The sequence below is a fragment of the Nocardioides sp. ChNu-153 genome, assembly GCF_030466625.1.
Lineage (GTDB): Bacteria > Actinomycetota > Actinomycetes > Propionibacteriales > Nocardioidaceae > Nocardioides.
On the sequence record NZ_JADEVT010000005.1, the window covers coordinates 29,967 to 54,534 of the forward strand.

Here is a 24,568-nt window from a genome sequence, read left to right on the forward strand (position 1 = left end):
CGCAGCACTTCGCGGGCCCTTCGGCTCTCCGTGGAGGGAAAGGCCGTTACGGTGCTCGAGTGCTGCAGGCAGAGCTGCGCGGGAAGACCGCCACGGCGAGCGGCGATGACACGCGGCTCGAAGACACCCTCACGTCGGCCGTCGTCGGTGGTCTTGCCTACCTGCCGCGAGTGGCGCTGGGGGCGGTTCTCGCCACGACGTTCCCGGACGTGGACTGGCGGACCGTGGACCTCGACCGCGCCACGTTCCAGTTCTGGCCGTCCTTCTCCGACGGAACGGAGCCGGACGTCTTGCTCACGGTGGGCCAGCGGCTGATCGTGGTCGAAGCGAAGTACCGCTCTGGTTTCGGCGTGCGCCAGCTGGAACGCGAGTGGGAGGGGGCACATGAACTCGCTGCGGCGCGGGGCGCCGACGAGGTTCTGCTGCTTGCCCTCACGGCCAGCACCTCGGGAGAACCGACGGAGGTGGCCCAGCTTCGGACGAAGGTGGGGGGCGGGAGCCGGGTCGCGCACGTCTCGTGGCACGTCCTCGCGGGCGTCCTCGAAGGTGTGGATCTTGAGACGGCAGGCGCCGAGCGGTTGCGCGACGACATCGTGGCAGTCATGGAAAGACGGGGGGTTCGACACGTGTACACGGGAATCGAGCTGGAAGACTGGTGGCTGGTCAGTGCCGCTCAACGGACCGCGCGCGAACGTGTGTACCCGCAGGTCGCCGCTCTTGCCCGAGAGCTCCAGCAATCCCTCGAGCCTGACGGCGTGCGATGGGGTGTCCGCGAGGACAAGATCGTCCATCACCACTCGACGTCGCTAGGTCTTCCCGCCAGCTGGGCCCGCAGCTACCTGCAGTTGCCGTTCTGGCCGCGCGACTTCCCCGTGAAGGGTCGGGGGACATCGTGGTGGGCTACGTTCCACGTGCTCCTCGACTTCTTGCAGGGGGACATCAGCGTGGGCTACCTGACGCGGCCGCAGACCGTCACGGCGGCGAGAACTGACTGGGCGGCTCTCGTCCCGCAGTTGTTGAGGGCTACCCACTCCCTGGATGCGTCGTGGCGCATCACCACGTCGCACGGCAACCTGGCGGTGCCCGACCAGTCGACGCACCCTGGGGAATGGCGCGAGGAAGAGCTGCGCGCGTCGATCGCCAGGCCGGCCAGCCATATCGTGCTCGAGCGACGCGTCGCCCTCCCGGATCTCACGAGCGGCGAGCTGGGGCGGCGCATGATCCTGGAGACCATCCGGATGGTGCGGGACAACCCGGTGTGGCTGCCCCCCGGGTCCGGCGGACTGCTGCCCGATCCTGCGCCGGAGGACCTGCCGGTCGCCGACGATGAGGCCCTCCAAGCCGCGGAGTCCGAAGCCGTCGAGGACGCAGGTCGTAGCCACGGCGGCTGAGCACCTGCGCCGTTGGGAGGTCTGCGGCGGCGCACGTGCGCCGGTACTGATCAACACAGTCGGCGCCCCGTCGTACGGTCGCCGCACCACGACGGACACCTACTACGAGCGGGAGCGGGCGAGCGCCGAGGCGCGGAAGCTGCGGACGCCGCTGCTGCACGTGGCGGCGCGGCGGCCCGAGCACGCGGTCCGCAACCCGCCGCCTGCGACCCATCGGCGCGAGCGACGTGTCCCCCAGTGGCGCGCCTGCTCGAGATCTTCCTCGACCGGGTGGCGTGGCGTGCGGCGACGCAGCGCGCTGACTCCGCGGCGTACCTCCTCGACGACGCCTACGAGTCGAGCGTCGGCACCGCGGACAGGGCGTTGAAGGCTGCGCTCCGAGCGCTCGGCGACCGGCCGGAAGCCGCCGACAGCCCCGCCTGGCCCCATGTGCGCGAGCTGCTCGAGCGGCTGGGCGAGCCGCCCCACATGCGGCCGACCGGGAGGGTGGACTAGACCGAGCAAATTAAAAGTCGCAGCGACAATAAAACGTGGTACGGTGCTCTTGTCAATCAGACAAGAAACGGAGGTGTGGAGATGCGACTCCACCTCGGCGACGGCACCACGGCCGGCGCGATCACAATCTTCCCGGTCTGGCACGACCAGCCGGTCGCCGCACGCCGCGGCTACGACACGACCAGGGCGACCCTCGCCATCAGCGAGCTGCCGGGCGGGGCGCACGTGCCGCGCCTGCAGGTGGGCAACGCCGGCGACCGCCCCGCGCTCCTGCTCGAGGGGCAGCTGCTGGAGGGCGGGCTGCAGCACCGCATGGCGGTGACGTCGACGCTGGTCGGCGCCCGCACCCAAGTGGGGATCGACGTCATGTGCGTCGAGCAGGGCCGCTGGCACGGCGGCGCGACGCAGACGACGAGCGGCCGCCGCGCCCCGACGTACGTCGCTCGCGCGGCCGCCCTCGGCCAGGACGAGGTCTGGCGTCGGGTCGGCAACCTCGACGCCGGCTCGCCGACCCGGTCGCTCGTCGAGCGGTACGACACGCCCCGCCCGCCGCAGGACGCGGCCGACGCCCTGCTGCGGCGGGTGCGTCCGCTCGCCGGCCAGACCGGTGTGCTCGTCGGTGTCGGGGGCCAGCCGTTGACGCTCGAGGTCTTCGACCACCCGCAGACGCTCGCGGAGCAGCTGGCCCCGATCGTCAGGGGCGCCGCGCTGGACGCGCTGCTGGGACCGGCCGAGCCGACCCCGGGTCGGCGCGCCCGACGGATGCTGGAGCGTCTGCGGCGGGTGGGCGTGGCCCGTCGCCCGGGCGACGCCGTTGACCGAGGGGCGAGCCCCCAGCTCGACGTGATGGTGCTCCGAGCCGGTGCCGGCACGAGGCGCGCCCTGCACCTGCGGACGACGTACCTGCGCCACCCGATGCTGCTGGCAGCCTGACGCGGCTGCCGCCACCGACCCGCGACCGCGGGACGAGAGGAGGCCCCATGTGGGTCGAGGAGATGGACACCGAGCGGTTCGCCGCTGCAGTCGGGCTGGCCGCCCACCTGCACCGTGGCCAGGTGCGCAAGGGCTCGCAGGTGCCCTACGTCAGTCACCTGCTGAGCGTCGCCGCCCTGGTCGCGGAGGACGGCGGCACCGAGGACCAGGTCATTGCCGGCCTGCTGCACGACGCCGCCGAGGACCAGGGCGGGGAGGCGACCCTCACAGTGATCGCCGAGCGATTCGGAGCCGGCGTGGCCGAGCTGGTGCGGGCGTGCTCGGACTCGATCGACGAGGCCGGTGTGGAGAAGGCGCCGTGGAAGGAGCGCAAGGAAGCGGCGATCGCGCACGTGGCCCACGTCCCCGCAGGGGCGCTGCTCGTGCTGGCGGCCGACAAGCTGCACAACACACGCAGCACGGAGGCCGATCGCGCGCTCCACGGATCGGGCGTCTGGACACGCTTCAAGGCCGGTCGTGACGGCTTCCTCTGGTACCACCTGGCCGAGCTGCTGGCGCTCGAGGAGCGGATTCCGGAATCCCGGTCGGTGCGCCTGCTGCGACGGGAGCTGTCAGGCCTGGCGTGCGGCGAGGCCGCAGGCTCCCCGTTGGCAACGGTCGCCAACGTGCCCGAGGAGGTGCGACCGTTCTTCGCCGCCGGACTCCTGCAGGAGCGCTGGCAGGGTTGGGGGTTCGGCGACTGCCCCGAGCAGGACGCATTCGTCGCGGGGCACCAGGTCACGAGCCTGTACGGCCTCGTGCGGTCCGCCGATCTGGCGGACTACGACGGCGACGCGGCGCGGTACGACGCGCACGCCGACACGGTCAACGAGCGGTACGGCGCGTCCGTCGTGAGCGTGACCGAGGAGTGGTCATGGGGCTGACCCACGGCGCGGCCCCGTGCGACCCAGGGGATCGGCGCCCGTCCGCTTGAACTAGCCCACGTGACGGTCTTCACTCGTGCAGACTGGCGCGCGACGATGAGGAAGTGGGTTCATCATGGACGGCGACGGGCTCACGTCGTACGACGCGGTCAAGGCCGGGCGGCCGGACCGGGTGTGGCTCCACCCGACTGCCGATCTGCTGGTGACGGCGCTGGCCGAGCGCGTCGGGAGTGAGACGCTAGCGGTTGTTCGAGGCCCGCAGGACGACTGGCTCACCGTTGCCGACCGCCAGAGTGGCGCGGTCTTCGTCGAGGCCGAGCGGGACAGCCTCCTGATCTTCCCCGTGGGTCCCGCCGCAGCCATGCCGACGGACGCGGTGCACGTCGACCGCGTCGGGGCGGCGGGGGACGACGGCCTCAGTGAGGTCGTCGTCGACCTGACGCGGGTCGCGCGCGGCGACGAGGCGCAGATCGTCGGGCTGATGGCGACGGCGCACCGGCGCTGCCGTGGGCGGAGCGGCGACGAGCCGGGCGAACCGGCGGCGACGGGCACCGTCCCGACCGAACCCCCGGCCACGTCGTCGGAGGAGACGGCCATGACCGACGCGGGCGCCACCGCACGCATGCGTGCCGACGTCAGCAGCCAGTGGTCGTGGGCGTCGTCGGTGGCGCGGATCCCACAGGTCTCCGGCGTCCTGGTCGAGCTGGTCGAGCCGGTCGCGCACGCGCGACTGACGGTGTCGGTGTCGGACGGTGATGTGGTCTTCGGTTCCCGCACGGCGTACGAGGGCCCGGTCGGGGCAGGCCCGTGGGTGCGGGAGTCCGTGCATGTCCCCCTCTCGGCGCGCGTGATGTCGCAGGTCACCGAGCGCCAGGCGGCGTCGTGCGTCATCGAGCTCGTCGATGCGGCCACCGGCAAGGTTCTCTCGCGGCACGAGGAGGCCATCGACATCCAGCCGCGCGACCTGTGGCTGTGGACGGGTGACCCTCGGCGCAACGACGAGACGGAGCGTCTCCGGTCGCGCGTGGAGGCCCTCGGCGTGAGCCTGCAGGCCGCCGCCTCGGCCGAGGAACAGTCGCGGATCCAGGCCGAGATCGACGACCTCGGTCGGCGGTTCGCGTCGATGAACCGGTCGTCGAACAATCTGGCGCGGGCGCTCCTCGCTGCCTTCGTGCGGCCCAACCATCCCGATATCGCTGTGGTCGCCCGCGAGGCCGCTGCCGTTCTCGGCCGGAACGTGGGCGAGGCGGGATTCCACGCCTTCCAGATGACCGACCCTGCCGAGGTCGAGAAGCGCGTGGAGGAGTCGGTCACGGCGACCTACGAAGCACTCGTCGCGCGCGGCATCGCCTACTCCGAGCCGCCGCCGGGCTGGGACTACGAGCGTGAGGGCCAGCGCATCCGGGACCACGGTGATGTCGCCCGTGGCGGGCTCGGCACGTGCATGGACACGACGGTGCTCATGGCGGCGGTGCTCGAGCAGATCGGTCTTCTTCCGGTCCTCGTGCTCGTGCCCGGTCACATCTTCGTCGGCTACTGGCGTCGAGACCCCGCCGCGAACGAGCGGGGAACGTCGGAGTGGTACCCGGGTGCCCCTGTCGTCGACGACCTCGCCACCGTCCGCACCCTCGTCGACGGTGGGTGGCTGGGGGTCATCGAGACGACGACGTTGACGGCCGGCAAGAACGTCAGCGCGGACCAGGCGAGGTCGCACGCAGTCGGCGGCGGTCTGAGCTCGGGGCTGAGCCAGGGCCGGGTCGACCTCATCGACGTCGCCGCCGCCCGCCGCGCCGGCGTCTCTCCGCTGCCCGCGGTCAGCGAGCGTGCCGACGGGGTCACGGAGGTCGTCGAGTACCGGCTCGGCGGCGATCGTGACGTCACCGAGGTCGAGCCCGAGGAGGTCGACCTCGCCGACCGGGACCGGCACGTCGATCACCATCCGCCGCGTTACCGCACGTGGAAGGCGTCGCTCTTCAGCCTCAACGCGACGAATGCTCTCCTGAACCTTCGAGCCAACGCCCGGGTGCAGCCGCTGGTGCTGCCGCCCGAGGGGCTCGGGATGCTCGAGGACAAGCTGAACCAGGACGCGTCGTTCACGGTGCGCAGTGGCTTCGACGTGCCCGAGGTCTGGCGTGCTCGCGACGTCCCCAACGCGGTGCTCGCCCTCCGAGGTGACGACGCGGATCCGCAGGACGTGCTGGTTCAGCTGCGCGACCGCAACCTCTACGTGCAGCGCATGGCGACGGGCAAGGACGGCCCTCGCCCCGTCGGCCCGGACGCGTGGTTCCGCGAGCTCCGCTCGATGGCCAACAACGCGAGGACGGCTCGCGAGGAGCGCGGCATGAACCCGCTCTTCCTGTGCATCGGTCTGCTGCGCTGGGAGCACAAGCCCGGCGCACCGCTGGCCGAGGCTCCTCTCCTCCTGGTCCCGGTCCACCTGCGTCCTGACCGTGGTCGCAAGACCTTCTCGCTCTCGCTCGACACCTCCCAGCGCACGACCGCCAACGCGGCGCTCATCGAGTGGCTGCGCCGGGAGCACGGCTTCGCCGTACCGAGTCTGGACGAGCCGGTGACCGATCGGGCGGGCATCGACGTGGACGGCATCCTCGCCGACGTACGACGTGCGGTCGCCGACCGCGGGTTGCCGTTCGAGGTGGCCCCCGAGGCACGCCTGGCGACCCTCGACCTGACGGCCTTCCGCATGTGGCAGGACCTCGACACCCAGGGCACGCGGTTCCTGGAGCGCCCGCTCGTGCGTCACCTGGTCGAGACCCCGACCGAGCGGTTCCAGGACCCTGTCGGTGTGGCCACCCCGCAGGGTGGTGAGCTCGAGGCCACCCTCGACCAGCTCGAGACCCCGATCCCTGCGGACGCCACCCAGAAGCGTGCGGTGCTCTGGGCCCGCGAGGGTCACACCTTCGTGCTCCAGGGGCCGCCGGGCACGGGCAAGTCGCAGACCATCACGAACATCGTCGCCGAGTGCGTGCTGTCGGGGATGCGCGTGCTGTTCGTGGCCGAGAAGGGCACCGCGCTCGCCGTCGTCCAGCGCCGCCTCGATGCGATCGGGCTCGGCCCCTTCACCCTGAACCTGCACCACGAAGGATCCAACGCCGCGGCGGTGCGGACGCACCTACGGACCTCGCTCGAGTCCACCGTCCAACCGGACCCGGCGGCGACCGAGAGCGCCCGTCGTCGTCTGAGGAACGCACGGTTCGCGCTGGCCGAGTACCCCGCGCAGCTGCACGAGCCCAACGCCGCCGGAATGTCGGCGTACGGCGCGCGCGACGAGCTGCTCGTGCTCGGCGAGGGTCCCGCTCTTCCTGTCACCGCGACCACCGTCGCGCACCACGCCGACCAGCTCGAGGCGTTGCGCGAGCTGTGCCGGGACCTGCCGCGCTGGACCGCCGCCGCAGGCACACGGCCGGACCACCCGTGGCGGTTGGCCGGCAGAGGCGCCGGCGACCCGTTCGCTCCGGAGGAGGTGGCCGAGGTCGTCCGGACGCTGCTCGCCGAGACCCGGTGGGCCCGCTCGACAGGAGGCGCCGTACGTCGCCTGCTCGACGCCGCGACCCACCCGGGCCAGCTGCGCGTGCTCGCCGCCGGGGCGCACGACGAGCTGCCCCACGGCGCCGAGCTGGACGCCGTCCTGGATCCGCGGTGGCGTCGTACGACGGCGGACGCGCTCGCCGCGTGCCGCCAGGTGGTCGACCAGGCCGCACCTCGTCTCCGCGGCTTCCCGCCGGCTGTCGTCGACCGTGATCTACGCTCGGTCCTCGCCCGGCTGGACGCCGCGGACGCGTCGGGCGTCTTCGGCCGGGGGAAGCGCCGCGTGGCCGCGCTCGCGCCGTTGTCCGCGCTGGCGCCCGCCGGACTGGACGTGGCCGCCTCCGATCCTCGCGCGCTCCTGACCGACCTCGTCGCAGCGCAGGACGCAGCGGTCCACGTGCGCAACGTGCTCGGCACCGTGGCCGGGCTCGGGCCGCACCGGACGACCAACCCGTTCGAACCGGGGGCGCTGGAGGGCGTCCGGCAGCGGCTGGACGCGGTGGCCGAGCTCACCGAGCCGCTCCGGGCCTCGGACGACTGGTCGCGGCAGGTGGCGGCCGCGACCCGCGACGGTGTCCTGACAGCCGACCGGGGCCACCTGGCGGCGTACGCCGAGGCTTGGGACCGGCTGTGCGAGCTGCTCGGCGTGCAGGTCGCCGATCTCGACGCCTGGCGCTCGGACGACGGCCTCGTCGCGGCCGTGTCCCGGCACGAGAGCGTGTGGCGCCAGCACGTCGACCACGAGCGGCTCCTACCGCTCCAGCGCTGGTGCGCCCTCGTGCGTGTGCTTGAACCGATGCGGTCCGTGGGCCTCGACGAAGCTCGTGCCCAGCTGCTGGAGGGACGTCTGGCGGCGGACGTCGCTGAGGAGGCGCTCGCCCGAGGCATCGCGCAGGCATCGCTCAGCGAACGGGTGAGGGCGGCCGGCCTCGACCGCTTTGATCCCGTCGCGCACGACCAGCGGGTGACCGGTTACGCGGCTGCGCAGGCCGAGGTGCGGCGTCAGTGGGTGACCGACGGGCCGGCGCGACTGCTCACGCGGCGCGAGACCGGCGGCTCCGGTCACAGCACCGGGGGGCTCGCTCGGGAGCTCGAGAAGACGTCACGCAAGCTCGGCACACGGGCGATCCTGCGCAAGCACGGCGCAGCGGTGCAGGAGGTGACCCCCCTCTTCCTCTGCAGCCCCTCGTCGGTCGTAGACTTGGTCGACCCCGAGCTGCTCGACTTCGACGTCGTCGTCTTCGACGAGGCATCGCAGATCACGGTGCCCGAGGCCGTCGGAGCGCTCGGCCGCGCGAAGTCCGCCGTCGTCGTCGGTGACAGCAAGCAGATGCCACCGACGCGTGTGGTCGCCGCGCAGCACCCCGACGACGCGCTGGAGGAGGACGAGGACGACGTCGTCGAGGACCAGGAGTCGATCCTGAGCGAGTGCGAGCTCGCCCGGGTGCCGACGCTGGCGCTCGACTGGCACTACCGCAGCCAGGACGAGGCGCTGATCGCCTTCAGCAACCGGACCTACTACCGGAGCGGGCTCAGCAGCTTCCCCACCCCGACGCTGATGTCGTCGGAGACCGGCGTCGACTTCCGCCGGGTCGAGGCGGGGCAGTACTTCCGCGCCGGGAGCAACCAGAAGGCCCATCTCGGCGGAGGCGTCGTCGCCGGGAACAACACCAACCCGGCCGAGGCGCTCGAGATCGTCGCGTACGTCGAGCAGATGGTCGAGCGGGCCGGTGAGGACGTCCCGTCGGTCGGCGTCGTCACCTTCAACGAGAGTCAGCGCCAGCTCATCGAGGACCTGCTCGTGACGCGGGCGCACCCCGGCGTGCTGCGAGCCATGGACGAGACCCACACGGGCCGGGGCGAGGCGCTCTTCGTGAAGGCCCTCGAGCAGGTCCAGGGCGACGAGCGTGACGTGGTGCTGTTCTCGGTCGCCTTCTCCAAGCAGCCGAACGGCCGGATCCCTACCAACTTCGGGCCGCTGTCCAACAGCGGTGGCGAGCGCAGGCTGAACGTCGCGATCACTCGCGCGCGGCGGAGGAACGTGGTCTTCTGCAGCTTCGACCCCAGCGAGCTCGAGGTCTCGGCTGCGACCTACAACGGACCGCGCGACCTCAAGGCCTTCCTGGCCTTCGCGAAGGGCCAGGCGACGTCCTCGCCCGCCGACGAGGACGACGCCACGCGGGTCGTCCTGCGTGACCGCCACCGCGACGACGTCGCCGCCGCGCTCCGAGCTGCGGGACTGACGGTCCTCACGGACGTGGGGATGTCCGGCTTCCGCCTGGATCTCGTCGTCTGCCGCAGGGACGACCCCGCCCGCCCGTTGCTGCCCGTCCTGCTCGACGGCGAGGGGTGGCGGACCCGCAGCACGGTGTCGGACCGGGACGTGCTGCCCGTCGAGGTGCTCGAGAACCTGATGGGGTGGCCTAAGGTGCTCCGGATCTGGTGGCCGATGTGGCTCCAGAACCGGCGACAGGTCGTCGACGAGCTCGTGCGGCAGGTCGCCACGGTGGAGGAGTCGGTGCAGCCGGAGCCGGAGCCGGTCGCGGTGTCGCCGGCGGACCTGGCTCCTCCGAGCTCGGAGCTCGGCCCCGAACCGGACGGGACGTGGCGGGTGGCGAGCATCCCCGACGCGGGGGGAGGGTGCGCTCCCGCCACGGCGGACGTGGTCAGCGACGGTCCTGCTGCGCAGGAAGGCCCCGCAGCGCCTCCCGTGCCCCCGGTGTCCGCGTTCGTCGCCGCGCACGTGGGCACCGTCGCCGGCCGCCAGGTGCTCGACGCGCTGCCGGCCGGATGGGCCGCCGAGCTGGTGCGGACCGAGGTGCTGGACGTCATCGCCACCGAGGGTCCCGTCGAGGTGGGCCGGCTCACGCGAACGGTCGCGCGTCGGTTCGACCTGACGAAGGTGCGGGCCGCCCGCGCGGAACTGATCGCCGAGCTGGTTCCGCACGGTTCCGTGAGAAGTGGTCCGCTGGGTTCGTTCGCCTGGCCGTCGCACCTCGACCCCGCCAGCTGGGCGGGCTACCGCACGGGTGCAGGGCGTCCTCTCGAGGAGGTCGCCCCGGAGGAGATCGCGAACGCCATGCGGGGGCTCCTGGTGGGTGACGCCCTGAGCGGAGACGACGTCCTGCGGCGAACGGCGGACCTCTTCGGCGTCACGCGACTGGGGGCTCACGTGCGGGCGCGGTTGGCAGCCGTGCGCGAGAGCCTCGGTCCGGAGGCGGGCACCGAGGCCGTCCCGGATGTCGGTCTGGACCGCTAGCGTCGGGCGAGGAGACGGGTCGGGACGAGGGCGGAGGATCCAGTTGGACGACGTAGCAGGGTGGGACGACTCCGATACGTCGGAGAACGCGCCGACGGACGACGGTGTGACCTCTTCCGCCACGCTGGCCGCGACCTACCCGAGCCTGGTGCCTCTGGGGGCGCTCGGCCTCGGCGACAGGGTGCTGGCGCCGTACCTCGGCACCCACGAAGGGGGGCTGGTCCGCACCTGGTTGGAGCGCGGGGGATGCCGCACGATCGGCGAGACGTTGGAGCTCGAGGTCGGGGCCCTGCTCTCGTGGCCGGGCATCGGCGTCGGCAAGCGAGATCGCATCCTCGCCCTGCTGGGTCTGCTCGCCGGAGCGAGCGCCGACGTGGTCACGCAGCTCGTCGCACGCGTCGCCGCGGCTGAGGACGCCGTCGCAGAGGCCCGCGACCTCGCGCCGCACCTCAGCGTGCTTCGTGAGTGGGGCGCCTTCGCGGCCCGGGCGGGCACCTGGGGCGAGGTCGAGACGGCGCTCGACCGCAGCGAGCTCCCGGCGGACGTTGCCACCGCACGCGACGCCCTGCGGGCGGTGTCGACCGGGCTCGGTGACGCCGGCGACCCTGGCGAGGTGCTGCTCGAGTGGATCGACGGCCTCGACGCCCGGGAACGCGACGTCTTCGAGAGCCGCATCGTCAGGGTGACCCCGAAGACGCTGGAGACGATCGGCAACACGTACGACGTCACGCGCGAGCGCGTGCGGCAGCTCGAGGTGCGCCTGGCGGCCGGCGCCCGGGAGCGCTACGCCGCCGACCCGGCCTGGCGCCAGGTGCGCTGGGCGGGCTTCCTGCTGGAGGAGCAGCTCGGCGCGTTCGCGCCTCGCTCGGAGGTCGACACCCGGTCGTCCGCCGGTGAGGAGCAGTTCGACCGGCACCTGCTGCTGTGGTTCGCGGGCCTGGTCGCCGGCGAGGACGCGATCCGCCGGCACGGTTTCGAGCTGCCACGTGTCGAGCAGGTCCCGTTCGAGGAGAACGGGGTCATCGTCGATGCCGACGCGCTCCGACAGCTGCTGGTCGAGCGAGGGGTTCGCGAGTCCCACCTCGCCTTCGCCACGCGGTCGATCGCCGGCATCACGACCGTGGACGACGTACTGGTGCGTTGGCCCAGGAACGTGGTCGACCGGGCGTGCAGCCTGCTGGCGGTCCGGGGCCAGGCCATGGAGTTCGGCGAGCTGTACGAGGTGCTGGGCGGCAGCGAGCGCAGCGTGCGTCAGCGTCTGTTCGAGGATCCCCGGCTCAGCCGCATGTCGCGGACGACGATCGGCCTCAAGTCCTGGGGCGGCGAGGAGTACGCCGGAGTCGTCGACGCCATGATGCGGCGGCTGGAGGAGAAGGACGAGCTGTTGCTGGATCAGCTGGCGCAGGAGCTGGCGGCGCAGTTCGGTGTGTCGGCCAACTCGGTCCACATGTGTGCGGCGGCTCCGGTATTCGCCGCGTCGAGGGGTCCGATCCGACTGCGTGGTGCCACCGACCCCTTCGTGCCGCGGGCCGAGCCCCACCGGGTGTGGGGGCTGTTCCAGTCGACGCCGGACATGCTGCACTGGAACGTCGGGGTGGATGCCGACATCCTGCGGGGGAGTGGACGCTCCGTCGCCCCGGAGATCGGCACGTTCCTCGGTGTGACCCCCGGTGTTCGGACGCAGCTGCGCAACGAGGTGCGCGACGTGTCCCTCGGCTGGGTCGAGACCAACCACACCGGTCCGGGCATCGGTTCGCTGAAGGCGATCGCTGATGACGTAGGTGCGCAGGTGGGGGACGTGATCCAGCTGCGACTGGATCGGCGCGATCGCTCGCTGCGCGCCGTCCTGCGTTCCAAGGCGCCGGTCGCGTTCTCGGCAGCGAGCGAACGCCTTGCCTGGTTGACGGGCCTGCCGCAGAAGATGACGGCGGGCCGGGCGGCTTTCGCCGACACGCTGCACGTCACGTCGGACGAGGCGGAGCAGGCGCTGCGGAAGCGTTCGGACGACGCCGTGGCGGACGCGTACGCACAGCTCTGATCCCCACCTCGCCGCGGGGCCTCAGGTGGCGGAGGCCCCGGCATGCGGGGGCGCCGCCCTCCACGCCTCAGCGGCCGCCACGAACTGGCGCACAAGGCCGACGAGGTGCTGGGCCTCGATGTACGTCGGCGAGAGAGCGTACGCGTGCTGGTGGCACGCCTCGGACAACCGGCTCCAGGCGTACTCCGCGCGGCTCGCGACCTCGGGGCGGCCGGCGTAGGCGACCTGGAGGCACGAGAGACGGCTGCGCGCACTGGCCAGGTGGCCCGGGTCGTCCGGGAGCAGGACGGTGATCGCGTCCTCGAGGGCCGCCCGCGCCAGCCAGCAGGCACGCACGTTCGCCAGCGGCCCCGGCCGGCCGAGCTGGCCCTCGGCCTCGTCGATGAGCGTCGTCACGACCGGACCGCCACGAGGTCCTCCACGAGCCGCTTCACGTCGTGCACGGTGTCGCGCGGATCGAGGTGGGCCTTCAGCCCGTTGTGCATCCCGCTCCCGACGGTCTGGAGCGAGTGCTTCCGGTACGGCGCACCCGCCCAGGCGACGAGCTCGTGCTCCGCGCACTCCTCGCCGAACACCGCGAGACCGACTCGACGTCGAGTCGTCACCGCCTCGGACCATGTGGCCTCGACCTCGGCGAGGGGATCGCCTCCCCGCAGCCGGCGGACGAAGTAGGTGTCCTTCGCGGCTGCCTCGACGGCGAAGCGGAGGAGGCCGGGCAGCGTGCGTCGCAGCGCTGGTTCCGCCAGTCGGTCGTGCTCCCACTCGATGACGAGAGCCCGTGCGTCGGAGAGGTAGCGCTGCGCCGGGTCGTCGGACTTCTCGATCGTCACCCGGGAGCCCGTCCCGCGGGTGACCTCGAGGACCGTCGCGTCGACCGGTGAGCGGCGGACGGCTGCCGAGAGGCGGTCGTCGTGGGAGAACACGATGACCTGCCGGTGCTCGGAGATCTCGCTCAGCACCTCGACGAGGCCGTCCACCTTTGCGGGGTCCATGGCCTGGACGGGGTCGTCCAGCACCAGGAACCGGAAGGGCGAGGCGGCCATCGTGGCGCGGGGCAGGAAGAGGGCGAGTGCCAGGGCGTGGAGCTCGCCCTGGCTGAGCACGGCGATGGTCGCGTCCACGCCGTCGACGGTCGAGTCGATGCGCACGTGACGAGACGTGTTGGAGCCCGCCAGGCTCAGGGAACCGATGTCGACGTTGCTCTCCTGGCGCAGCTTGGTCCAGGCCCGCTTGGCACCGTCCTCGATCGGAGCCATGCGCTCGTTCTTTAGACGGAGGTCGTTCTCCTTCAGCCACTTCTCGGCGGCCACGAGGATGTCGACGCCGGGTTTCATCCTGAGCCATTCCCGCCAGGAGGAGGTCCAGGCGGCGATGCGGGTGGCGAGCGGCTGCCAGCGGTCGTTGAGCAGCTCGAGGTGGTGGGCCGCCTCCGTACGCACGTCGATGACGGCAGCCAACAAGACCTCGGCGTGGTGGTCGAGATGGTCGGCGATCGGGTGCGCCGCCGCGCCGTCGAAGGACAGCGCCCGGGCCCAGGCGTCCCACGCGTCGCGTGCGCGGGCGACCACGTCCTCGAGCTGAGGAACGGGCGGACGGACGAGCGCCTGCGGGATGGGCGCCACCAGTCGCCGTGCCTCGCGGACGGCGAGCTCGAGAGCCTGACGCGAGGTCTCGAGGTCCGAGAACTCGGCGCGCAACCGGCGCACCGACTGCTCGCTCGCCGCACGCCAGCCCGCGTCGAGGCTGCCCTCCTGGCAGACCGGGCAGGTCATGTCGCCGTGGGCCTCGTGCACGGAGAGCGCCTGCTCGAGCACGTCGAGCCGCGCCCGCGTCCGCGCCGAGGTGTCGGCGGCGCTCGTGACGAGGTCGTCGGCCGCGCCTCGGAGTCGAGCTGTCACCGCTGTGACCTCGTCGGGGCTCCCGAACGGCACCGACAGCTGGGCCAGCACCCGCAACGCGGCCACGGGGCCCTGGTCGGTCCCCGTCGAACCCGTCGCGAGCGCCTCGAGAGTCGCCAGCGTGGCTGCGTCGGGGGACGGCTTCTTGAGGAGAGTCGCGGCCTGACGGGCTCGGTCGTCGTCGAGCTCCCGCGCGGCGAGCAGCAGAGCCTTTCGCTCCGCCGTCACTGCCGCGCCCGGGGCCTTGCGTGCCGTCAACCGGACCTTGATGCGGCCGAGGGCGTCCTTCAGCTGCTCAAGGCCGAGGATGCTGGCGAGCGCGTCGTACAGCTGGCTGCGGCCGCTGTCCAGGATCTTGCCGAGCTCGTCGTAGGACAGCACCGGGCGGTATTGCTCCAAGGGGCCGCTCCAGCCCAGCTGGGCCAGGCCGTCGACCTGCTTCTGACCCTGTCGCTGCACGGTGAGCGAGCGGTCGCCCACGTCGGTCGCGCCCTCGGACCACCGGCACCGGATCTCGAGGGCACCCTGGCCCTCCTCGACGACACCGACCGTCACCCCTGCCGTCGGGTGGTGCAGGTTGCGCCACTGCTCGCGCCACGCGACCCCCGACTTCTGACGCCACCGGTAGGTGTCACCCGTCAGCACCAGCTCGAGGGCCTCGGAGAAGCTCGACTTCCCGGACCCGTTGCGCCCGGCCACGATCGTGAGGCCGGGACGCGGGTCAAGCGGAAGTCGTACTGCCGATCCGATTCCCCGGAACCCCTCCACCTCGATCGAGGTCAGGAACGCGCCGCCGGCCCCCCCGGCCGGTGTGGCGTCAGTCTGTGTGCGCCCGGCGCGGCTCGTCGGCGGCTCCCCGCCATCGAGGAACGCGTCGAGCTCGACGTCACTCCCCAACGCGGCCAGGACCACCAGGCCCACCTCGTCGTCGAGACCCGTCGCCGCGACCTGGTCGTCGATCCATCCGATCAGCTCATCCCCCATGGCCGTGAACGTAGACGAGGCCACCGACAATCGGAGGAACGTCCGGGAATCAGTCGAGGGGGTCTTGGCCCGCACGGACGGCGGACGTGGGGTTCACGGCGCTGTGCGGTGCTCGGAGCATAGGGTGCGGTGAGGCAGGTCGACGATCGGAGGCGGCATGGCGACGGCGTCGCGCAAGACGGGCGACATCGAGCTCGGGCGACGGATCGCCGCGCGTCGCGGCGAGCTCGGCATGAGCCGCAAGGACCTCGCCGAGGTGACGGGCCTGTCCTACCCCCACATCGCCCAGATCGAGACGGGCTACCGGCTCCCGTCGGCCAAGCACCAGCCGATGCTGTCGAAGGTGCTGGGCATGTCACTCGACGAGCTCTTCGGGGTCACCGACGACCTCCCGGTCGAGCCGCTCCGGATGTCGGCACCGCCGACGAGGACCGCACCCCGCCGCCGCGGCGCGACGATGGACGAGGCGGTCGAGCTCGCCACGCAGGAGATCGAGGCGCTGCCCGTGTCGGTGCGGCTCGAGGCCCTCGCCCAGGTGCAGCTGCGGGTCATGCAGGGTGTCACGACGGACCAGGCGCGGCGCCTCACCTGATCAGGGTCGTCCGTCAGGCGGCCGGACGCCCATCTCGATCAGCCGCTCCACCAGGGGATCCCACTTCGTGCCGAGACGCGAGGTGATGCCGGAGGTCACGTCACGCAGCTGCTGGGCGAAGAGCTGCTCGTGCGGGGTGAGCAGACCGGCGAACCGCTCGTCGAGCACCCATGACGAGTCCCGCGAGGCGTGCAGCGCCACGCGGTCGAGGAACAGCTCCACTCCTCGGTAGCCGGAGACCTCGGGCGCGGCGTCGCCCATGAACAGCCACTCCAGCTGCCCCTTCCAGAGCTGGGCCCGGACCTTGTCCCCGTCGGTGTCCAGCACGGTCCCGAAGGTGCCCGACCGCTGCTCGTGGTGCTCCTGGCGGTAGGCCTCGACCTCGTGCAGCAGACGGATCACGTTGTCGTCGGTCATCGACGTCCCGACCACGAGGACCTTGCGGGTCAGCAGCAGCGACTGCAGGAGGGCGCCGGACGGGCGGAAGGCTGCGTCGTACCGCACCATGTGTCGCCTCGTGAGGACGATGGTCTTGGGGTGTGCGACGTCGCCGTGCAGCTTCAGGATCCAGCGGTCCGCGTCGCGGCCGGAGGCCCACGGGAGGATGCTGTCGACCGTGCGACCAGAAGCACGGACCGCCTGCTCGTAGAGGAGGTCGTAGTTGGTGGTGATGACCTCCCCGCAGTCCAGGCCGGCGAGCAGGCCGTGCAGGAGCGACGACCGGCTCCTGGCACTGACGACCTTGGCGACCCGCTCGGGGAAGTCCTCCTTCGCGTACTGCTCGATCAGCTCGGCCTGGTCGGTCGGCGTGAAGTTCTTGTCGTTGAAGTCGACCTCGGTCACCCGTAGGTCCCGAGCGAGCGTCTCGATTAGCTGTGTCCACGACGGGAGACCCGCGGCCGCGCTCACCCCGGCACCGAGGACGAGCGCCAGGCTCCCAGCGCGCGCCGCCGCGCCAAGCTCCTCCGCCGACACCTCGAGCGCGTCGGGCAGGCGGGGCACCAGCTTGCGACGGGCGTACTGCGCCGCGGCGTAGACCGCGGGCTCCGGCGTCACCAGGGCCACGTCGACGCACAGCTCGCGTGCCTCGGTGCCGAGCCGCTCCACCAGCGCGCGGAGCACCTCGCCGCGGTTGTGGTCGTGGCCGCCGCGGCCGATCCCCACGACGGGTACGGCGACGAGGGGGATCGTGGACTTCCCCCGTTGTGGCTCGTGCAGATGCCGGCGCTCGTCCACCCGGCGCAGCACGTTGACGATGCGCTCGACGACGACGTCGTACGGGTCGGCCCGGGAGCCGCCGACGCTCACGGCCCAGACGCGGTCGGGTGCGCTGTGGATGCGGCCCCACTGGCGCCGGCTCCAGTCGTCCGGCAGCACCGGGTGGTCACCGACGAGCGTGCGCCAGTGCTCCTTGAACCGGTACTCGGCGCCGACCGGCACGACCGCCGCGTCGTGGACCAACGTCTCGATCGTGCCGTGGACGACGAACAGGTGCCCCGCGTACCTCGTCATGCCCCCGGAGTGTGCCACTCCGGGGCAGGGCGTCAGTCGAGCGAGCGGCTCGCCTTCTGCACCGCCTCGGTGATGTCGATGGCCGCGGGGTGATTCATCGTCGGACCGTTCATCTGCAGCGCCCAACCGTTGACGCGGGGGCGGTGGCCCCAGCGCTCCTGGACGGCTGCGAGGGGCAGGAGCACGGCGCGCACCACGTCGTACGTCGTCTCGTCCAGCAGCACGAGCGCCGCGTGGTCGAAGCCCTCGCTGCGGAAGATGCCGGACTGCAGCTGGCTGGGTCGCGGTGGGTTCGAGACCGTGCGCGCCTTCACCTGGACGCGCCCCCACTTCTCGTCGGTGACGTCGTACGCCTTCATCGCCGGATCGGCGAGCACGCTGCCCGGGAGCGCGCGATGCACCACGAGCTCGGCCACCTCACCGAGCGGGGAGCCCGCTCCTCGGACGATGCCCCGACGTCGCAGTTCGTGGATCGCGCCGGCCTGCAGCGCCAGGAACTCGCTGACGGCGCGCTGGGCGAGGTCGATGCCAGGTGTCGGCGGTGCTGGCACCGGCAGGGCCGGCGGGCGGGCCCAGCGCTGCTCGTCCGCGGTGAGGTCGGCCGGTACGACGCCGATCGCCGCCAGGTAGGCGACCAGGTCGGGCACGTGCTCGTCGTACCAGTGGTTGGTCACGCGGACGTCGACGCCGAGGACGCGGTGGACGCCGACCCAGTACCGGCGGTGCTCGGCCTCGGTGAGGTCGTCGACGCGCCGCCCGAACGGGTAGACGAGGCCGAAGGTCACGCGGGAGTACCCGGCGTCAAGCAGGCGGTCGAGCTCGGACGGGTCCTGGGTCTCGACCCGCGCGAGCAACGCGCCGAGGTGGGTCTGGACCAGCTCGCCGGGGCGGGTGGGGGTGTCGCTCACCGTTGCTCCTGGTGGTGGGTGCGAGCGTCGCTCATCGGTCCTGCCCGTCGTCGGGGCGGACCGGCGTGCGCCCCCGCTTGCGGTTCATCTGGTGGTAGGAGTCGCGGCTGACCTTTGACATGTGGGCCGCGCCCACGTCGCGCGTCATCTGGTCCATGCGGTCAACGCCGTCGAGCTCGGCGCGGATCTCCGGCTTGCCGGACTCGGGGGAGACGTCGAGGGCCCGGCGAAGACGCGACGTCGTCTCGCGGAGGAGGCGCTGGCCGGCGTCGAGGTCTCCGCGCTCGAAGGCCTCGGACGCCTGGCGCTTCGTGTCCTGCGCATCCTGGAAGAGCACCTCCGACGACACCGTCGGGTGGGCGACCCGGCCGGCGGCCTCGTCGCCCGGCACCACGTTGACGGTGATCGGCAGGGAGGCGACGTGCTCGACGAGGCCGGGCAGCTCGACGTACGCCAGCTCGAGCGTGGCGATCTTCGCCAGACCCAGCTTGGCCATCGCCGGCACTCCCAGCTTGAGCAGGACCTTGCGGCTCTCCTCGGCGAACAGGTCACCGAGCTCGATCATCACCTCGCCGGCGCAGGTCTGCTGGGCGGGCAGGTCGTTGAAGAGGCGCAGGAACCGTACGGCGGGCGCGAACCGCACCGTCAGGGACAGCGCCTGCACGACCTTGTCGAGCAGACCGTCCACCTCCCCGGCGATCGCGGCACCGGCGGCGTCAGGGTCGGCAGCGAACACGTGGTTGCCGGAGCCGGCCCGCGCGATCGCGGCGAGCAGCGTCTCGTCGTACCCGCGGCCGTAGCCGAGCGTCGAGGTCACCACGCCGTCGGCGTAGGCCTTCGCGGTGACGGCCGCGAAGGCATCAGGGGTGCTGACGCCGGCATTGACGTGACCGTCGGAGACGACCAGCACCGTCCCGCCGGTCGTCGTGACGCGTCGGATCTCGCGGAGACCGCGCAGGTAGCCCGCGGACAGGTCGGTGGTGCCGCCCGCGTGGACGGCGCGGATACGCGCGACCACCGCCTCCTTGTCGGACAGAGGGCCGGCCGGCACGACCACCTGGGCGGTGTCGTCGAAGGTGACGAGGCCGAAGTTGTCGGTCGGCTCCAGGCGCCGGAGGAGGGCGACCAGCGCCTGCTTCGCACTCTCCAGCGGCGCGCCGGCCATCGAGCCGCTGCGGTCGAGCACGAGCTGCAGCGAGGCAGGCGCGCGCGTCGTCGTGGGCGCGGCCGGGGCCGCGAGCTCGAGCAGCACGGCAACCTCGTCGGCGGTCTCGTGAGCGACGAGGTTGACGTCGAGCAGTGCGTTGATCTTCATGGCTCCCCCTATCGATCCATCGCGGCACTGGGCCGCGGGCATGAAGAGAACTATGCAATAAGCAAAATTCTATGTCAAACGAATAGCAGAAGAGAAGCGTTGCTGCGAGCATTGTGTCGACCCGTGACGAATGTCGGTGGGGTCTGGTAGACCAGCGCACGACGTTCATCACCAGGGGGATCAATGCACATCACCAAGCTCGTACCCGTCGACATCCGACAGGTCTGGGCCACCGAGCCGTACGACTTCACGCCGTGGCTCTTGCAGAACTCGGGACTTCTGTCCGAGGTGCTCGGGGTACAGGTCGAGCTGGAGGACCGGGAGCACAAGGTCGGCAACTTCGCCCTCGACCTCATCGGACGAGTCGTCGGCAGCGACCAGGTCGTGATCGTGGAGAACCAGTTCGGCTCGACCGACCACACCCACCTCGGTCAGATCATGACGTACGCCGGTGGCATCGACCCCGCGGTGGTCGTGTGGATCGCGGAGATCTTCAGGGAGGAGCACCGCGCGGCTCTCGACTGGCTAAACCTGAACACCCACACCGACCTGAAGTTCTTCGGCGTCTCGCTGGGAGCCGTTCGCATGGACGGCGCTGACCAGAACCTCGTCGCGCCTCGTCTCGAGCTGGTCTGCAAGCCTAACGACTGGGAGAAGCTGGCGCGCCAGGACGCGGTCGCCGGCGGCGCCGGCACGACCCCTCGGAACGAGCTGTACAAGCGCTCTGGACGGAGTTCGCGGAGGAGGCGCGCCAGCGCGGTTGGACGACGGGCACCGCGCCGGCCGCCAACTGGTGGTCGTTGTCGACGACGGCCCCGGGCCTCACCTGGAGCGTCTCCTACATGATCGGCGGCTGCCGGAGCGAGCTGTACATCGACACCGGGGACAAGCTGCGCAACGAGTACCTGCTGTCGGTGCTCGAGGACCGGGCGGCCGAGATGGCAGGACACCTGGGCGAGCACGACCTCCGGTTCGAGTACCTCCCGGCCAAGAAGGCGTGCCGGCTCGAGATGCGTCGGACGGGTCCCGTCATCACGGACGAGAGCACCTGGCCGGACGTGATCGAATGGCTTGTCGACACCCAGGTGCGACTGCGCGCCGCGGTCCGGTCGACGGGTGGACTGCCGACGGGACAGCCGCCGGCGGGCTGGGCTAGCCCCGCCGCGCCCGTCGACTCGGACGATGAGACGGCGTAGTCGTGGTGTCGTCCCTCCGGCGGCGCACGCCGTTGGCGACGGTGGGGGACGTACGCGAGGACGTGCGACCGTTCCTCGCGGCGCGGCTGCCCAAGGAGGGCGCGCGCGGTACCGGGCGTGTGGCGTGGTCGAGGTCGACGAGTGGGCGTGGGCTGAGAACCCCTCCTGGTTCGACGTAACTCAGCCGAGGCGCCCCGCAGTAGCGCCGTCAGCCGTCCTGATCTCCGGTCCCGCCTCGCAACCTGCGTCCACTCCTCGCCCGCTGCGAACTACGTGCGGTTGCCGTTCGCCGAGGGGCTGCGTCACCTTCTGGGGGAGCCCGGAACGATCTTGTGTTCCCGGAGACCGTCCTGCTCCCGCTGGGCGCCGACCGTCGCAGATGGGCGGCCGGGGGCCCCGTTGAGCCCCCGTCGGCGGGCGGCCGGTCGTCACCCGACTGGCGACGCGACCTCAAGTCCGTCGGATTCCTGACGAATGTCGGCGGCGCTGCCTAATGTTTGGTGCCAGGGGGTGGGTCCTTGAACGACTCATGGTCCAGGTACGACGCCTGGAACGAAGCAGTGATGGACGTGGTGTTCCCAGAGTCCGACTCGCCGACGCCGGCGTACCTGGACTTCGAGGACGACGTCGTCGAGGGTCTCGCGGATCGCATGGGTCTGGCCCAGGACGAGGTGACCGGGGCGCTGGCCCAAGCGGTCGCGCAGACGCTGGCTCGCGAGGGAACGCCGAGCACGCTGTTTGCACGGCACATGCGACGCACCAGGGCCTGGGTAGCGGGCGGTCGCGAGGGCTGCCCGCCCTTCCTTGCTCTCCTGGCTGTCTTCTGCCTCGCCGCGGAGCAGATGGCGGCAGGTGACGGGATGAGCCAGGCCAACTATTTCGGTCGGCTGCAGGCCGCGCTCGGGCGTCCCGGCGACGAACGGGTCAACCAGGCCTATCGGCGTGTCGCAGAGCGTCTGTGGTCGGAGCACAACAGGTGGCTGGTCGAGCTCGACGGCGCACGAGGCCTGCCGACGGCGTTCGCGCTCACGCACCGCTACGTCGGCCTGACCGTCTCCCAGGCGCTCGTCCGCAGTGGCGACCGGGAGCGGCTCAAGGAGTTCTTCCGCCAGTACGGCTTCGCCCCCGGCGTCGATGTCGCACCGTCCGAGCTGAAACCAGTGCTGGGGGAGTGGATCACTCAGGCGAGCTCGCCCGTGACCTCGACGCTGAAGAGGCTCTGGGGGATGGGCGCTGCGAAGGAGCGGATCGCCCAGGCTGCCTCGGTGGCCCTGTCGGCCTGGGACGGGAGCGTCCAGGAGCGGCGCGGTCGTGGGGAAGGCGGGCACGTGCAGCGCGGTCACCTGGCCCTGACGTTGGAGCTCGGGGGGTTCCCGCGCAAACGCTTCGCCGTGCAAGCCCTTCTCTACCTGCCTCAGCCTGGTGTGCCGCGCGAGGGCCGGGTGCTCACGGCAGCGGCTCCGACGGCCATCGAGCTCGTGCCCGACCTGCCCGGAAGTCTGGGGCTCGGTCGCGGGTCGTCTCTGCACGCCGGCGACGTCCTGGAGGGGCGTCTGTGTATCGAGGACACGCTGTCCGGGCAGGTCGTGGAGCGTCGACCGCGCCGCCTCGTCCTGTTCCGAGAGGACGAGCTGAGTCGACGTTGGGTGGAGAGCCCCCAGGTCATGCTGGGCGACGACGTCCGCCTGCTGGTGCACCAGGACCTCGTCGGGCGGGTCAGTGCAGTGCTGGAGGCCGTGGCCCGGCCGGGTTGGAAGGTGCTGGATCCCTACCCGGATCAGCCAGCTGGCTGGGTGGTCTTCACCGACGTAGAGGTGTTCGGCCGCCCAGGTGATCTGGTCGCCTCCGGTCGAGTCGACGATCTCTCCCCCCTCGTGCCACTGACGACGAACCAGCTCAAGGTCGCCGGAGGGTTCGCGCTCCCCGGGCAGGTGCGAGGAAAGTGGCACTCGTGGGCACCTCCCGAGATCCGCGCGGCGAGTGACGCCCCGGGCGGGTTCAGGGTGACCGTCACCGACCTGCGCCGCTTCTCCGCCGATGGTGACGGAGATGCCGTGGAGGAGACACTCCTTGAGTCGTGGTCCGACGACGGCGCCGGAGTTCTGGTCCGATCGATGGTCGACCTCGACCTCGAGGACGGTGACTACCGCGTGGAGCTCGTGGCAGGGGGTTCGGCGGAGCCCGTCTCGTCGACCCTGGTCCTCCTCCGCAGCGCGGATACCCCCGACCATCGCCAGTGGGCGGCGCTGAAGCCGGTCTCCTACTCCGACGGCGTCGGAACGCTCGGGGTCGCTCGGACGCGGCCGGGCCCGGTCGACGTCAAGGGGCACGTCGTGACGGGTGGTCGGCCCCTGCGCGCGGAGGGTGATCCCCCACCGGTGGTCCCCGGGTGGGAGCTGGGACGCAGGTCAAGCGCCCGTTCCCAGGAGGCTGTCGTCCGGTTGACGATGCCGGACGCCGATTCGTGTATCCACACGGGCAGGCACCGCGAGCACATCGAGACCGTGCCCACCGACTCGCGAGGTCGACCGCTCCGCGCGTGGAGCGAGGGGCGCTGCGGGGGTTGTGGTCTGGTCAGGCGCTACCCGACGCGGCTCCCGCGCAACGGGGCGGCCGGCAAGGTGCCTGAGCCCGATGTGTCGATGCCGCGTCGGGACGTGACCGTGCTTCCGGGCAGCGTCGAGAGCTCGGGCATGTGGGCGACGGCCTTCGACGCGCTGCTGCACACCGGGGGCGGATCGTGGTCCCACCTCGAGCGGATCGCGCTGCAGATTGAGGCCACGGCGCTCTTCGTCGACCAATTCACACGAACGCTCGAGGTCTTGGGACACATCGACGTGGAGCGCCACCCCGCGACCCTGGAGCCGGTCGCGTGGGAGGTCACCCCCACGTCGCTCGCTGGCACGCGACAAGGCTTCCTCTTCTCCGGCTACTGGCCCGGGAGGATCTACGTCGACGTAGGTAGCCGCCTCGAGGCAGCGGGCCTCCGGCTTGCCGTCGAGGAGGCGGACGACGACATTGCGTCCTACTTCGTCGAGGCGACGGCGGAGCAGGTCGCCTTCCTCGCCGCCGACGACGACGGCGTGCCCGTCGTCGTCGACGCCTGGAGGGAGGTAGCGGGAGTCCTCCCTCCGTTGAGCCAGCTGGTCGAGGCCCTCCCGCGGCAGTCTGCAGCGTCCGTCGTGGGCGACCTGACCTGGTACGACCCGCGGGACAACACATGGGCAAAGGTCGGATCGCTGGACGCTCCCGGGGCCTATCGCGCGCGGCGGTTCGCGACGACCGACGTCGTGCGCACCGAGGGAGACGTGGCGAACGGTCTCGTCGCCAGGTCCAGCGTTCAGCTCGGGAAGCACGTCGCCGCCTTGATGGCTGGGGCTCCCCTCATGGCCTTCGACCCGACGTCCGAGACGCTGTGGGTCCCGATGGGGGCTGACCTGCCGGGACTGTATGGCCGCGCCGCGGTTGCCGCTTCCGGTCGACCGCCAGTGGCTGTGCCGCAACGTCGACTCCTGCGTTACGACGCCGTGCCCCGCGACCTCGCCGCCCACCTCTACGACCTCTTCAAGAAGTAGGAG

Annotated in this window: 14 protein-coding genes; 9 read left to right on the forward strand and 5 right to left on the reverse strand. The window is 71.5% G+C overall.

Annotation, left to right across the window (positions count from 1 at the left end; genetic code table 11):
• Positions 1-59 precede the first annotated feature (59 nt).
• The 6 genes from INN71_RS08750 to INN71_RS08775 all read left to right on the forward strand — a co-directional run bounded on the left by INN71_RS08750 (position 60) and on the right by INN71_RS08775 (position 12,585).
• Entirely contained in the window at positions 60-1,391 is a 1,332-nt protein-coding gene (locus tag INN71_RS08750; protein ID WP_301800089.1) for a hypothetical protein, read from the forward strand.
• Positions 1,392-1,628: 237 nt separating this feature from the next.
• Entirely contained in the window at positions 1,629-1,886 is a 258-nt protein-coding gene (locus INN71_RS08755; RefSeq protein ID WP_301800090.1) for a hypothetical protein, read from the forward strand.
• Between the two features lie 81 nt (positions 1,887-1,967).
• Complete coding sequence (locus INN71_RS08760) at positions 1,968-2,819, forward strand: DUF6569 family protein (RefSeq protein ID WP_301800091.1); 852 nt, start codon at positions 1,968-1,970, stop codon at positions 2,817-2,819.
• Positions 2,820-2,866: 47 nt separating this feature from the next.
• Positions 2,867-3,742 carry an HD domain-containing protein gene (locus INN71_RS08765; RefSeq protein ID WP_301800092.1) on the forward strand — a complete coding sequence of 292 codons (876 nt, stop codon included), beginning with the start codon at positions 2,867-2,869 and terminating at the stop codon, positions 3,740-3,742.
• A 115-nt stretch (positions 3,743-3,857) separates the two neighbouring features.
• Complete coding sequence (locus tag INN71_RS08770) at positions 3,858-10,547, forward strand: DUF4011 domain-containing protein (RefSeq protein ID WP_301800093.1); 6,690 nt, start codon at positions 3,858-3,860, stop codon at positions 10,545-10,547.
• A 106-nt stretch (positions 10,548-10,653) separates the two neighbouring features.
• The gene (locus tag INN71_RS08775; protein WP_301800094.1) at positions 10,654-12,585 is read left to right on the forward strand and encodes a sigma factor-like helix-turn-helix DNA-binding protein; all 1,932 of its coding nucleotides are present in this window, start codon (positions 10,654-10,656) and stop codon (positions 12,583-12,585) included.
• Positions 12,586-12,606: 21 nt separating this feature from the next.
• Here INN71_RS08775 and INN71_RS08780 read toward each other — a convergent pair whose 3' ends face one another.
• Both INN71_RS08780 and INN71_RS08785 read right to left on the reverse strand, forming a co-directional pair.
• Positions 12,607-12,981 carry a hypothetical protein gene (locus INN71_RS08780; RefSeq protein ID WP_301800095.1) on the reverse strand — a complete coding sequence of 125 codons (375 nt, stop codon included), beginning with the start codon at positions 12,979-12,981 and terminating at the stop codon, positions 12,607-12,609.
• Positions 12,978-15,467 (reverse strand): AAA family ATPase, encoded by a 2,490-nt coding sequence (locus INN71_RS08785; protein ID WP_301800096.1) that lies wholly within the window; start codon positions 15,465-15,467, stop codon positions 12,978-12,980. Before INN71_RS08785 ends, INN71_RS08780 begins: the two co-directional genes overlap by 4 nt.
• Before the next feature lie 157 nt (positions 15,468-15,624).
• On the opposite strand from INN71_RS08785, the gene INN71_RS08790 reads away from it, so the two are divergent.
• A complete protein-coding gene (locus tag INN71_RS08790; RefSeq protein WP_301800097.1) occupies positions 15,625-16,059 on the forward strand; it encodes a helix-turn-helix domain-containing protein in 435 nt (144 codons plus the stop codon).
• Here the strand turns inward: INN71_RS08790 and INN71_RS08795 are convergent, their stop codons facing one another.
• From INN71_RS08795 to INN71_RS08805, 3 genes are read right to left on the reverse strand one after another with little or no spacing between them, the layout of a single operon-like run.
• The gene (locus INN71_RS08795) at positions 16,060-17,571 is read right to left on the reverse strand and encodes an SIR2 family protein (RefSeq protein ID WP_301800098.1); all 1,512 of its coding nucleotides are present in this window, start codon (positions 17,569-17,571) and stop codon (positions 16,060-16,062) included.
• 32 nt (positions 17,572-17,603) lie between these two features.
• On the reverse strand, positions 17,604-18,479 hold the full coding sequence (locus INN71_RS08800) for a hypothetical protein (RefSeq protein WP_301800099.1): 876 nt from the start codon (positions 18,477-18,479) through the stop codon (positions 17,604-17,606).
• Positions 18,480-18,510: 31 nt separating this feature from the next.
• Positions 18,511-19,794 (reverse strand): VWA domain-containing protein, encoded by a 1,284-nt coding sequence (locus tag INN71_RS08805; RefSeq protein ID WP_301800100.1) that lies wholly within the window; start codon positions 19,792-19,794, stop codon positions 18,511-18,513.
• Between the two features lie 647 nt (positions 19,795-20,441).
• On the opposite strand from INN71_RS08805, the gene INN71_RS08810 reads away from it, so the two are divergent.
• Both INN71_RS08810 and INN71_RS08815 read left to right on the forward strand, forming a co-directional pair.
• Positions 20,442-20,990 carry a DUF4268 domain-containing protein gene (locus tag INN71_RS08810; protein WP_301800126.1) on the forward strand — a complete coding sequence of 183 codons (549 nt, stop codon included), beginning with the start codon at positions 20,442-20,444 and terminating at the stop codon, positions 20,988-20,990.
• Between the two features lie 563 nt (positions 20,991-21,553).
• Positions 21,554-24,565: a hypothetical protein gene (locus INN71_RS08815; protein WP_301800101.1), complete on the forward strand. Its 3,012-nt coding sequence runs from the start codon at positions 21,554-21,556 to the stop codon at positions 24,563-24,565.
• Positions 24,566-24,568 lie beyond the last annotated feature (3 nt).

Excerpts from the sequence above, each read along its gene's own strand:
- INN71_RS08760 (WP_301800091.1), top strand. The coding sequence starts at position 1,968 with ATGCGACTCCACCTCGGCGACGGCACCACGGCCGGCGCGATCACAATC.
- INN71_RS08765 (WP_301800092.1), top strand. The coding sequence starts at position 2,867 with ATGTGGGTCGAGGAGATGGACACCGAGCGGTTCGCCGCTGCAGTCGGG.
- INN71_RS08770 (WP_301800093.1), top strand. The coding sequence starts at position 3,858 with ATGGACGGCGACGGGCTCACGTCGTACGACGCGGTCAAGGCCGGGCGG.
- INN71_RS08785 (WP_301800096.1), bottom strand. The coding sequence starts at position 15,467 with ATGGGGGATGAGCTGATCGGATGGATCGACGACCAGGTCGCGGCGACG.
- INN71_RS08790 (WP_301800097.1), top strand. The coding sequence starts at position 15,625 with ATGGCGACGGCGTCGCGCAAGACGGGCGACATCGAGCTCGGGCGACGG.
- INN71_RS08795 (WP_301800098.1), bottom strand. The coding sequence starts at position 17,571 with ATGACGAGGTACGCGGGGCACCTGTTCGTCGTCCACGGCACGATCGAG.
- INN71_RS08805 (WP_301800100.1), bottom strand. The coding sequence starts at position 19,794 with ATGAAGATCAACGCACTGCTCGACGTCAACCTCGTCGCTCACGAGACC.
- INN71_RS08815 (WP_301800101.1), top strand. The coding sequence starts at position 21,554 with ATGGACGTGGTGTTCCCAGAGTCCGACTCGCCGACGCCGGCGTACCTG.